Origin of the sequence: Solicola agrisoli (genome assembly GCF_049059935.1) — a bacterium.
Classification (GTDB): domain Bacteria; phylum Actinomycetota; class Actinomycetes; order Propionibacteriales; family Nocardioidaceae; genus JAURVT01.
The window spans coordinates 1-11,444 of record NZ_JBMGQR010000103.1 but is presented as its reverse complement, the minus strand read 5'-3'; the positions used below and the strand labels follow the sequence as shown (position 1 = coordinate 11,444).

The following is an 11,444-nucleotide window of genomic DNA, read 5'->3' as shown; positions in this document are numbered from 1 at the left end:
TCGTCGGTGATGTCATGGGTCAGTACCACCCGCACGGCGACACCTCGATCTACGACACCCTGGTGCGCCTCGCGCAGCCGTGGGTGATGCGGTACCCGATGGTCAACGGCCAGGGGAACTTCGGCTCGCCGGGCAACGACCCCGCCGCCGCCATGCGGTACACCGAGTGCCGGCTCGCGCCCATCGCCATGGAGATGGTGCGCGACATCGAGAAGAACACCGTCGACTTCGTGCCGAACTACGACGGTCGCAGCCAGGAGCCGTCGGTGCTGCCGGCGCGCATCCCCAACCTGCTCGTCAACGGCTCGGCGGGCATCGCGGTCGGCATGGCCACCAACATCCCGCCGCACAACCTGCGCGAGGTGGCCGAGGGCGCGCTGTGGGCGCTCGAGCACCCCGACGCGTCCAAGGAGGAGCTGCTCGAGGCGCTGATGGCGCGCATCAAGGGCCCCGACTTCCCCACCCACGGCCTGATCGTCGGCACCAAGGGCATCGAGGAGATGTACCGCACCGGTCGCGGCTCGGTGACGATGCGTGCGGTCGTCGAGACCGAGGAGGACCGCTCGGGCGCCATCACGCTCGTCGTCACCGAGCTGCCCTACCAGGTCAATCCCGACAACCTCGCGCAGAAGATCGCCGACCTCGCCACCACCGGCCGGGTCCAGGGCATCGCCGAGGTCAACGACGAGTCGTCGTCGCGCGCCGGCCGTCGCCTGGTGATCAAGCTGCGCCGCGACGCGATCGCCCGCGTGGTGCTCAACAACCTCTATAAGCACACCGAGCTGCAGTCGAACTTCAGCGCCAACATGCTGGCGCTCGTCGACGACGTGCCCCGCACCCTGTCGCTCGACTCGTTCATCGCCACCTGGATCGACCACCAGGTCGAGGTCATCAGGCGCCGCACCCAGTGGCTGCTCGACGACGCCGAGCGTCGCGCCCACATCCTGCGCGGACTGGTCAAGGCGCTCGACGCGCTCGACGACGTCATCGCCCTGATCCGTCGCAGCCCGTCGGCCGACGACGCCCGCGACGGCTTGATCGAGCTGCTCGACATCGACGACATCCAGGCGCGCGCGATCCTGGAGATGCAGCTGCGCCGCCTGGCCGCGCTGGAGCGTCAGAAGACGATCGACGACCTCGCGGTGCTCGAGGTCGAGATCGCCGACTACAAGGACATCCTGGCCAACGTCTCGCGCCAGCGTCAGATCGTCGCCGACGAGCTCGGCGCGATCTCGGAGAAGTACGGCGACGACCGCCGCACCCGGATCATCCCCGCCGACGGCGACCTGTCGATGGAGGACCTGATCCCCGACGAGGACGTCGTGGTGACGATCACCCGCGGCGGCTACGTCAAGCGCACCCGCACCGACCTGTACCGCGTGCAGCGGCGCGGCGGCAGCGGCGTCCGCGGGGCGTCCCTGCGCGGCGACGACGTGGTGGACCACATGTTCCCCACCACGACGCACCACTGGATCCTGTTCTTCACCACGGCCGGGCGCGTGTACCGCAGCAAGGCCTACCACCTGCCCGAGGCCAACCGCGACGCCAAGGGCGGCCACGTCGCCGGCCTGCTGTCGTTCCAGCCCGACGAGGAGATCGCGCAGGTCCTGGCCGTCCGCGACTACGAGCAGGCGCCGTACCTGGTGCTCGCCACCCGTCGCGGCCTGATCAAGAAGACGCGCCTGTCGGACTACAACTCCCCCCGCCAGGCCGGCGTCATCGCGATCAACTTCCGCGAGGACGACGACGAGCTGATCGGCGCCGAGATCGTCTCGTCCGAGGACGACCTGATCCTGTTCTCCCGCAAGGCGCAGGCCATCCGGTTCCGCGCCGACGACGAGCAGCTGCGCCCGATGGGACGCGCGACGTCCGGCGTCACGGGCATGAAGTTCCGCGACGGCGACGAGCTGCTGAGCATGGCCGTCATCCGCGCCGAGCAGGTCGCGGCCGAGGACGCCGCCGACGCGTCCGGCGAGGAGCCGCCTGCGCAGTACGTCTTCACCGCGACCGCCTCGGGCTACGCCAAGAAGTCGCTGGTGGCCGAGTACCGCCGCCAGGGACGCGGCGGCCTGGGCATCAAGGCGATGAAGCTGGCCGACGACCGCGGGGTGCTGGTGGGCGCGGTCGTGGTGTCGGACTCCGACGAGGTGCTGGCCATCCGCGCGAGCGGTCAGGTCACCCGCAGCCCTGCCTCGGACGTCCCGCACAAGGGTCGTGACACCATGGGCGTGAAGTTCGTGGGTGTGAAGGGTGACGACCTGGTCGTTACGATTGCCCGGAACGAGGAGAAGGCCGAGCTCGACGACCTCCCCGACGACGACGTCGAGGGGTCCGGGCCCGGAGCAAGCACCGAGGGCGAGCCCGACACCGGCGAGTCCACGGACGTGGTCGAGGACGAGACGTCCCCGACCGACGAGGACTAGCGCTTCGGAGGCGCCATGACGGACCGCAAGCCGCAGGCCAGCGCGCCCACGGCACCCCAGCAGCCGCAGCGACCCCAGCAGCGCGGCACCAACGGCGTGAACGGCGCCAACGGTGCCGCCCAGGGGCGTGGCGCGGCAGCCGGGGGTCCGGCGGGAGGCGCCTCCAACGGCACCGCCCGACCGCAGGCGCAGCGCCCGCGCGTCGAGGAGCCGCCGACCGAGCAGATCCCTGCGGTGCGCGACGAGTCGGCGCCCTCGAAGGCACCCGCCGCCAAGCCCTCCGAGGCCACGCAGCAGCCGGGCACCCGGCTGGCCCAGGCCGAGAAGCAGCCGGCCGCCCAGCCCAGGAAGCAGTCGCCGGCGTCGTCCAAGGTCGCCACGGCGGGCTCCATCGCCGCGTCCGAGCCGATCGACCGCACGCAGGCGATCCCTGTCGTCCGCGAGCCGCTGCGCGAGAAGTCGCCCGAGCCCGAGGCCAAGACCGACGCAGCCTCCCCGCTCCCGGCGACCGACGACGACGCGACCGACGCCGCACCGGGCAAGACCAAGCGCGGACGCAAGGACAAGGCCGCCAAGGAGCCCAAGCCCGAGCCCGAGCCGGTCAGCACCCGCAAGGCCCGCCTGCGCCTCACCCGCCTCGACCCGTGGTCGGTCATGAAGACCGCCTTCGCGCTGTCGGTGTCGCTGGCCATCGTCACCGTCGTGGCCGTGACCATCGTCTGGGCCGTGCTCGACCTCGCCGGCGTCTGGGACGCGATCAACTCCAGCGTCGCCACGATCCTGTCCGACAACGCTGACGCGTTCGACGTCACCGACTACGTCGGCTTCGGCCGGATCATCGGCTTCACCCTGCTCATCGCCGCGGTCAACACCCTGCTGCTCACGGCCCTGGCCACCGTCGGCGCCTTCCTCTACAACCTCTCGGCCAGCCTGATGGGCGGCCTCGAGGTCACCCTGGCGGAGGACAACTGACGGTTCCACGTGAACCCTCGGGCCCGTTTTGGAGGGCACCGAGGGCGTGGGCTAGTGTTCTCTCGGTCCACCTCACGGGCGTATAGCTCAGCTTGGTTAGAGCGCTTCCCTGATAAGGAAGAGGTCCCAGGTTCAAGTCCTGGTACGCCCACCGCACCACCCCGGTCCGCCGGGGCACCGACCGTGATGGAGGCCCGGCGATGAAGAAGCTCCTCGCACTCGCCCTGGCAGCCGGCGCAGCCCTCTGGGCGACGTCACGCTCCCGCAAGAGCCAGGCCGAGAAGGATCTCTGGGCCGAGGCCACCGACACGGTCTGAAGCACCCGCACCACCACCCGCTCTGACGAGCACGGGGCCTTGGCGCAATTGGTAGCGCACCTGCTTTGCAAGCAGGGGGTTAGGGGTTCGAGTCCCCTAGGCTCCACCACACTCCACCGCTATCGCCCGCGGATTCCCAGGTATACCTGGGGTTCTGTCCCTGCACCCGGGAAATTCTCCGTGCTCAGCGAAGTTTCCCAGGTATACCTGGGAAACTTCCCACTCCTCAGCGCACCGGCAGGGTGAGCCGGAACGTCGCGCCGGGGCCACCGGGGACGACGACGAGGTCGCCGCCGTGGGCGCGGGCCAGGCCGCGGGCGATCGAGAGGCCCAGGCCGGCGCCGCCGCGGGCGCGGTCGCGGCCGGCGTCGAGGCGCACCAGGCGCTGGAAGATCCGCTCCTCCTCACCGACCGGGACGCCGGGGCCGGAGTCCGTCACCTCCACCGAGACGACGCCGTCGGACGACGACGAGCGGACGCGCACGTGCCCGTCGGGGCCGGCGGCGCGGGCGGCGTTCTCGAGGACGTTGCCGAGCACCTGCGCGAGGCGGTCGGGGTCGGCCCACGCGGTGGCGTCGGTGGTGGTCTCCGACGACACCCCGAGCGCGGGATGGCGGGTCTGCGCGGCGTGCGCTGCCTCGGCGGCCGCGCGCGAGACGTCGACGACCTCCTGCTGCAGCGTCAGCCCCTCGTCGACGCGGGCCAGCAGCAGCACGTCGTCAACGAGGCGGCCGGCGCGCCGGGCCTCGCGGACGAGGGCGACGGCGAGCTCCTCGCGTCCCTCGCGGTCGGGGTCCGAGCGCAGCAGCGTCTCGGCGGCGGCGCTCATGCCGGCGAGCGGGGTGCGCAGCTCGTGCGCGGCGTCGGACAGGAAGCCGCGCATCCGGTGCTCGGCGTCGCGGGCCCGTCCCTCGGCGCCCTCGACGGCGTCGAGCGCCTCGTCGAACGCCTCGGCCGTGCGGCCCAGCTCGGTGCGCGGGCGGTCCGGACGCAGACGTCGTCCGCGGTCGCCGGACGTGATCGAGCGCGCGACGGCCGTCATCTCGTCGAGGGGCCGCAGCGAACGCGCCACCACCCACCCCAGCAGCGCGGCGCTGACGAGGAGCGCCGCGATCGACGCGACGAGCAGCACGACGCGCAGCTGGGTGAGCGTCCTGTCGACGTCGCTCGCGTCGGCGGCCAGCTGCAGCGTCGACCCGTCGTCGAGCCGGGTGGCGGTGGTGAGGACGCTGCCGATCTGGGTGACCTCCGCCGCCTGGTCCGGCGGCGTGGGCGGGCTCGGGGCGCCACGGGGACCGTCCCGGCCGGGACGGCTGGGGGACTCGGTGCTCGGGGTCTGCTCGATCTGCTCGGGGGTGGGGCCGGCGGAGACGACCTCGCCGTCGGACGTCGTCAGCCGCACCGACACGCCCTGGCCCGCGAGCCGGTCGACGAGCTGCTGGGTGCTCACCTCGCCCACGAGGGCCTCGGCGGTGTCGACGCGGTCGGTGAGGCGCTGCTCGAGGTCACCACGCAGCCGCGCGCCCAGCACCAGGTCGACGGTCACCGCGAGCACCAGCAGCACGACGGCGAGCGTCCCGAGCACCGCGACGAACGTGCGGCGTCGCAGGGACGCCGTCCGCAGTCCCTCCTGCGGGAGGTCGGGGTCGGCGGACGGTCGGCGTCGTCGGAGCAGGTGCGGCACGTCCGACAGTGTCCCGGTCACGGCTGAAGACCGCCTGAAGGACGAGCGTCCCGCGACGGGCGTCCACCCCCGTCGATGCCCTAGGTTTGAGCACGCCGCCCCCTCACCGACCAGAGCAGTCCGGCGCGCCCGGACGACGAGGAGCATCCCCATGTCACAGAAGGTCCGCGGAGTCGTCGCGCTCGCCAAGGGCGAGCCGGTGACCACCACCACCATCGTCGTGCCCGATCCCGGCCCGGGTGAGGCCGTCGTGAAGATCCAGGCCTGCGGCGTCTGCCACACCGACCTGCACTACCGCGAGGGCGGCATCAACGACGAGTTCCCGTTCCTGCTCGGCCACGAGGCCGCCGGGATCGTGGAGTCGGTCGGCGAGGGCGTCGTCGACGTCGCGCCCGGCGACTTCGTCGTGCTCAACTGGCGTGCGGTGTGCGGCAACTGTCGCGCCTGCAAGCGCGGTGAGCCCTGGTACTGCTTCGACACCCACAACGCCAGCCAGCCCATGACGCTCGAGGACGGCACGCCGCTCTCGCCCGCGCTGGGCATCGGCGCGTTCTGCGAGAAGACGCTCGTCGCGGCCGGCCAGTGCACCAAGGTCGACCCGTCCGCGTCGCCCGCGGCCGTCGGCCTGCTGGGCTGCGGCGTGATGGCCGGCCTCGGCGCCGCCATCAACACCGGCCACGTCACCCGTGGCGACTCCGTCGCCGTCATCGGCTGCGGCGGCGTGGGGTCCGCGGCCGTCGCCGGCGCGCGCCTGGCCGGCGCGGCCACGATCATCGCCGTCGACGTCGACCCCACCAAGCTCGAGTGGGCCAAGGACTTCGGCGCCACGCACACCGTCAACGCCAAGGACGGCGACCCCGTCGAGGCCATCCAGGCACTGACCGGCGGCTTCGGCGCCGACGTCGTCATCGACGCCGTCGGCCGGCCCGAGACCTGGAAGCAGGCGTTCTACGCCCGCGACCTCGCGGGCACCGTCGTCCTGGTGGGCGTCCCGACGCCCGACATGACCGTCGAGATCCCGCTGATCGACGTCTTCGGGCGCGGCGGCTCGCTGAAGTCGTCCTGGTACGGCGACTGCCTGCCCGAGCGCGACTTCCCGATGCTGGTCGACCTGTACCAGCAGGGTCGCCTCGACCTCGACCGCTTCGTCACCGAGACCATCGGCCTGGACGACGTCGAGGCCGCGTTCGACAAGATGCACGGCGGCAAGGTCCTGCGATCGGTGGTCGAGCTGTGAGCGGCGAGGTGCGCATCGACCACGTCGTCACCAGCGGCACGTTCGAGCTGGACGGCGGGTCGTGGGACGTCGACAACAACGTCTGGCTGATCGGCGACGACCACGACGTCATCGTCATCGACCCGGCCCACCACGCGCCGCCGATCATCGACGCGATCGCCGGACGCCGGCTGACGACGGTGGTCTGCACGCACGGGCACAACGACCACATCGGCGTGGCCGGCGACCTGGTCGGCCAGCAGCCCGGCGTCCACGTGCTGCTGCACCCGGACGACCGGATGCTGTGGGACGAGGTCTACCCCGAGCACGGCCCCACCGGCGAGCTGTCCGACGGGCAGGAGATCACCGTCGGCGACGCGACGCTGACCGTCCTGCACACCCCGGGCCACTCCCCCGGCGCGGTCTGCCTGCACGCGCCGTCGCTCGGCACGGTGTTCTCCGGCGACACGCTGTTCAACGGCGGCCCTGGCGCCACGGGCCGGTCGTACTCGGACTTCGACACGATCATCGCGTCGATCCGCGATCGCCTCCTGACGCTCCCGCCCGAGACCGTCGTCCGCACCGGCCACGGCGACTCCACCACCATCGGCGACGAGTCCCCCCACCTCGACCGCTGGGTCTCCGAGCACGACGCCTGACGCGGGCCGTCGTTCACCAGGTTCTCCTGGTAAACAGTCGCGAACCACGGCAGATCCGCCGTGGTTCGCGCACGTTTACCAGGAGACCCTGGTAAACGTGTGACGTGCGGGACGAGGGCTGAGAGCCCAGACCCGGGACGGTTACGATGGGGGCATGAGCCACCACGAGTCCCTCGCGTCGTTCGACCCCGAGGTCGCGGCCGCGATCGACGCCGAGCTGAACCGCCAGCAGTCGACGCTCGAGATGATCGCGTCGGAGAACTTCGCGCCCACCGCGGTGCTCGAGGCGCAGGGCAGCGTGCTCACGAACAAGTACGCCGAGGGCTACCCCGGCAAGCGGTACTACGGCGGGTGCGAGTTCGTCGACGTCACCGAGACGCTCGCGATCGACCGGCTCAAGGCGCTGTTCGGCGCCTCCTACGCCAACGTCCAGCCGCACTCCGGCGCGACGGCCAACGCCGCCGCCATGCACGCGCTGATCCGCCCGGGCGACACGATCATGGGCCTCGACCTCGCCAACGGCGGGCACCTCACGCACGGCATGAAGATCAACTTCTCCGGCCGGCTCTACAACGTCGTGCCGTACCACGTGCGCGCCGACGACCACCTGCTCGACATGGACGAGGTCCGCTCCCTCGCCCGCGAGCACAAGCCGCAGCTGATCATCGCCGGCTGGTCGGCCTACCCGCGCCAGCTCGACTTCGCCGCGTTCCGCGAGATCGCCGACGAGGTCGGCGCGCTGCTCATGGTCGACATGGCCCACTTCGCCGGCCTCGTCGCCGCGGGCCTGCACCCCTCCCCGCTGCCCCACGCGCACGTCGTCACCAGCACCACGCACAAGACCCTCGGCGGCCCCCGCGGCGGCGTCATCATGACCAACGACGACGACGTCGCCAAGAAGATCCGCTCGGCGGTCTTCCCCGGCCAGCAGGGCGGCCCGCTCGAGCACGTCATCGCCGCCAAGGCGGTCGCGTTCAAGATGGCCGCCACCGACGAGTTCAAGGACCGCCAGCGTCGCACCATCGAGGGCGCGCAGATCCTCGCCGAGCGCCTCCTGGCCGACGACGCCCGCGCCGTCGGCGTCAACGTGATCAGCGGCGGCACCGACGTCCACCTGGTGCTGGTCGACCTCCGCGAGTCCGAGCTCGACGGCCAGCAGGCCGAGGACCGCCTCCACGAGGCCGGCATCACCGTCAACCGCAACGCGGTGCCCAACGACCCGCGTCCGCCGATGGTCACCTCCGGCCTGCGCATCGGCACGCCGGCCCTGGCCACCCGCGGCTTCGGTGCCGAGGAATTCCGCGAGGTCGCCGACATCATCGCCGCCGCGCTGCAGCCGGGCGACGTCGACGTCGAGGGCCTGCGCAAGCGCGTCACCGTCCTCGCCGAGGCGTTCCCGCTGTACCCCGACATCAAGCCCTTCACCGCCTGAGACCCCTGATGCCCGAGCGTCGCCCGTCGACCCTGCGGATCGTGCTGCGCCCGGCCATGGTCGGGCTGCACGTGTTCGCGGTGGCGGCGCTCGTGTTCTGCGTGCTCATGGGGCTCTGGCAGCTCGGCGTCTACGACTCGCGCCAGGCCAGCGAGCGCGCCGACCGCCAGGAGGTGCCCACCGTCCCGCTTGACGAGGCGCTGGGCCCCGACGAGGCGTTCACCAACACCGCCAACCACCGTCCGGTGACGGTGGCGGGCACCTACGGACCGTCCGACACCCAGGTCTGGGTGTCCGGACGCGAGCAGGACGGCCGCGAGGGCTACTGGCTCCTCGCCCCGGTGCTCACCGGCGGGGTCGGCGACGACGGACGGCCCCACGCGCTCGTCGTCGTCCGCGGGTTCGCCACGCAGGCGGGCGACCCGCCGCCCACCCCGGCCGGCCGGGTCGAGCTGCGCGGCGTCCTGGAGATCGGCGAGGCACGCTCCACCGCCGCCGAGCCCGGGGACGGTCGCACGATCGACGCCGTCCGCCTGCCGCTGCTCGCCAACGAGCTCCCGTACGACCTGTACTCCGGCTTCGCCATCGTCACCTCGCCCGAGCCGGCCGACGGGCTCGAGGCCGTGCCCCCGCCGCTGCCGGACGCGTCGTGGACCACCGGCCTCACCAACCTCGCGTACACGCTGCAGTGGTGGGTGTTCGGGGCGTTCGCGGTGTTCATGTGGTGGCGGATGACGCGTGACGCCGTCGCGCGTCGTCAGGCCGCGTGGGACGCGGCCGCGTCCGAGGAGAGCCACGACACCGACGAGCCCGAGCCGGTCGACGCGCGCCGCTGACGCCCACGGCCGCTCGGTACTGTGGAGCACGTGCACATGACTCTGCTGCGGTACCGCGTGATGGCCAACGTCGTGGGCGTCCTGCTCATCGTGCTGGTGGTGATCGGGGTGCCCCTGAAGTACCTCGCCGCCGACGGCAGCGGGCCCCAGCACGCCGGTGAGTTCATCACCGAGTACCTGGGGGTCGCGCACGGCTGGCTGTACATGATCTTCCTGATCACCGCCGCGCTGCTGGCGCGCGCCGCCCGCTGGTCGATCCCGTTCACGATCGTCACGCTGCTCGCGGGCACGATCCCGTTCGTGAGCTTCTGGAGCGAGCACCGCGCCACCCGCCACACCCGCGCCGTGATGGCGCGGGAGGGCGAGGGCGTGGCACCCGCCTGACGACGGGCGTCAGCGTCCGCTGAAGGTCGCCTTGCCCGGGCCGTCGGCCAGGAACGAGGCCATGCCGCCCTGCATGTCGGCGGTGTCGTAGAGGGCCGCGGCGATGCGCGTGACCTCGGCGTTGGCACCGGCGACGCCACCGGCGTCGGCGGCGTCGAGCACCTGCTTGGCGGCGGCGAACGCGCGCGTCGGGCCCGTGGCCAGGTGCGTGACGAGGGCGTCCAGCTCGGCGTCGAAGTCCTCGACCGACCAGACGCGGTTGACGACGTCCCAGCGCGAGAGCGTCTCGGCGTCGTAGAGGTCGCCGGTCATGACGAGCTCCTTGGCGCGGCCGACACCGGCACGGGCGGCCAGGCGCTGGGTGCCGCCCATCGTCGGCGTGAGGCCGATGACGCGCTCGACCAGGCCGAAGCGCGCCTTCTCGGACGCGACGACGAGGTCGCACGCGAGCGCCACCTCGAACGCCCACGTCAGGCAGAGCCCGTGCGCGGCGAACACCGTGGGGAACGGCAGGGCCGCGATGCGGTCGGGCAGCTCGAGCATCCGGTCGAACAGGACCTGCCCGGCGGCGGCGTCGGCCTGGGCGGCGAAGATCGAGACGTCGACGCCGGCGGAGACGACCTTGCCCTCGGCCCCGATCACCAGGACGCGGGGCGGGTCGGCCTCGATCTCGTCGAGGGCGCGGTCGAGGTCGCCGTGCATCTCGAGGTCGTACAGGTTGAGCGGCGGCGCCGCGACGGTGAGCCTGGCGGCATCACCGTCGCGGCGCAGGTCGACCGTCAGGACGCGCTCGGCGCGTCGCCGGCCACCGAGCCGTCGGTGGGCGCGGTCGGCGCCGGCTTGGGGGCCGGAGCCGGCGGCGGCGGGGGCGGCGGGGTGTAGGTGCTGCCCGCCGAGCCGCCACCGGTGAAGGTGCGCACGGCCCAGAACGCGAGGCCACCGAGGCCGACCACGATCAGGACCTTGGTGAAGCGGCGGCCCTTCTTCGGCGGGTCGACCAGCGCGGTGTCGGCCAGACGCGTGTCGGCGAGCCGGGTCTTGCCCAGCGCGGCGGCGGCGGCGGGGCCCGCGGCGTGCAGACGGTCGGCGGCGAGGTCGCGCGCGTCGTGCAGTCGCGAGGCACCGGCGTCGCGGGCGTCGTGCAGACGGGGGGCGACGGCGTCGCGGACGTCACCGATCTTGGACGCACCGGCGTCGCGGGCGTCGGCGACGTAGGGCGCCGCGGCGTCGCGGGCGTCCTTGATCTTGGGGGCCAACGCGTCGGCGGCGTCGTGGAGCTTGGGGCCCACGACGTCGGCGGCCTTGCTCGCGAGATCGGCGGCCTCGTCCCACAGGTCGGAGGCACGCTCCTTCGCGATGTCGGTCCTGGACTTCTTGCGCAGCAGCGCCATCGTGCCCCTCCTTCGCGGTGGCCACGTGGGCCCCGCGGTTGCTTCTGTGGTCCCTTCGACCCTACCCACCGCCGGGGCCCCCCGCTCGTCCGCACTGCCGCGCGGCCCGATGTGGCGGGACGTGACAGGA

General features: G+C 72.4%; 11 protein-coding genes and 2 tRNA genes. 10 read left to right on the top strand and 3 right to left on the bottom strand.

Annotated elements, in window-relative coordinates:
* The 5 genes from gyrA to ACI6PP_RS21525 form a co-directional block, all read left to right on the top strand.
* A partial coding sequence (gene gyrA, locus ACI6PP_RS21545; protein ID WP_421113761.1) for a DNA gyrase subunit A occupies window positions 1-2,423 on the top strand: 2,423 nt, incomplete at its 5' end.
* A 15-nt stretch (window positions 2,424-2,438) separates the two neighbouring features.
* Window positions 2,439-3,395, top strand: a complete 957-nt coding sequence (locus ACI6PP_RS21540) for a DUF3566 domain-containing protein (protein WP_421113760.1) — start codon at window positions 2,439-2,441, stop codon at window positions 3,393-3,395.
* Between the two features lie 76 nt (window positions 3,396-3,471).
* Window positions 3,472-3,546 (top strand) — tRNA-Ile (locus tag ACI6PP_RS21535).
* Window positions 3,547-3,595: 49 nt separating this feature from the next.
* A complete protein-coding gene (locus tag ACI6PP_RS21530; RefSeq protein ID WP_421113759.1) occupies window positions 3,596-3,712 on the top strand; it encodes a DLW-39 family protein in 117 nt (38 codons plus the stop codon).
* A gap of 33 nt (window positions 3,713-3,745) precedes the next feature.
* Window positions 3,746-3,821, top strand: a tRNA-Ala gene (locus ACI6PP_RS21525).
* Between the two features lie 117 nt (window positions 3,822-3,938).
* Here ACI6PP_RS21525 and ACI6PP_RS21520 read toward each other — a convergent pair.
* Window positions 3,939-5,396: a sensor histidine kinase gene (locus ACI6PP_RS21520; protein WP_421113757.1), complete on the bottom strand. Its 1,458-nt coding sequence runs from the start codon at window positions 5,394-5,396 to the stop codon at window positions 3,939-3,941.
* Window positions 5,397-5,547: 151 nt separating this feature from the next.
* On the opposite strand from ACI6PP_RS21520, the gene ACI6PP_RS21515 reads away from it, so the two are divergent.
* The 5 genes from ACI6PP_RS21515 to ACI6PP_RS21495 all read left to right on the top strand — a co-directional run bounded on the left by ACI6PP_RS21515 (window position 5,548) and on the right by ACI6PP_RS21495 (window position 9,923).
* Window positions 5,548-6,633 carry an S-(hydroxymethyl)mycothiol dehydrogenase gene (locus ACI6PP_RS21515; protein WP_421113756.1) on the top strand — a complete coding sequence of 362 codons (1,086 nt, stop codon included), beginning with the start codon at window positions 5,548-5,550 and terminating at the stop codon, window positions 6,631-6,633.
* The gene (locus tag ACI6PP_RS21510; RefSeq protein WP_421113755.1) at window positions 6,630-7,271 is read left to right on the top strand and encodes an MBL fold metallo-hydrolase; all 642 of its coding nucleotides are present in this window, start codon (window positions 6,630-6,632) and stop codon (window positions 7,269-7,271) included. Before ACI6PP_RS21515 ends, ACI6PP_RS21510 begins: the two co-directional genes overlap by 4 nt.
* Window positions 7,272-7,425: 154 nt before the next feature.
* Window positions 7,426-8,703 carry a serine hydroxymethyltransferase gene (glyA, locus tag ACI6PP_RS21505; protein WP_421113754.1) on the top strand — a complete coding sequence of 426 codons (1,278 nt, stop codon included), beginning with the start codon at window positions 7,426-7,428 and terminating at the stop codon, window positions 8,701-8,703.
* An 8-nt stretch (window positions 8,704-8,711) separates the two neighbouring features.
* Window positions 8,712-9,539, top strand: coding sequence for an SURF1 family protein (locus ACI6PP_RS21500; protein ID WP_421113753.1), 828 nt, complete (start codon window positions 8,712-8,714; stop codon window positions 9,537-9,539).
* A 36-nt stretch (window positions 9,540-9,575) separates the two neighbouring features.
* Window positions 9,576-9,923 carry a DUF3817 domain-containing protein gene (locus ACI6PP_RS21495; RefSeq protein ID WP_421113752.1) on the top strand — a complete coding sequence of 116 codons (348 nt, stop codon included), beginning with the start codon at window positions 9,576-9,578 and terminating at the stop codon, window positions 9,921-9,923.
* A gap of 9 nt (window positions 9,924-9,932) precedes the next feature.
* Here ACI6PP_RS21495 and ACI6PP_RS21490 read toward each other — a convergent pair whose 3' ends face one another.
* Entirely contained in the window at window positions 9,933-10,694 is a 762-nt protein-coding gene (locus tag ACI6PP_RS21490; protein WP_421113762.1) for an enoyl-CoA hydratase/isomerase family protein, read from the bottom strand.
* Window positions 10,695-10,702: 8 nt separating this feature from the next.
* The gene (locus ACI6PP_RS21485) at window positions 10,703-11,314 is read right to left on the bottom strand and encodes a hypothetical protein (protein WP_421113751.1); all 612 of its coding nucleotides are present in this window, start codon (window positions 11,312-11,314) and stop codon (window positions 10,703-10,705) included.
* Between the last annotated feature and the right edge of the window lie 130 nt (window positions 11,315-11,444).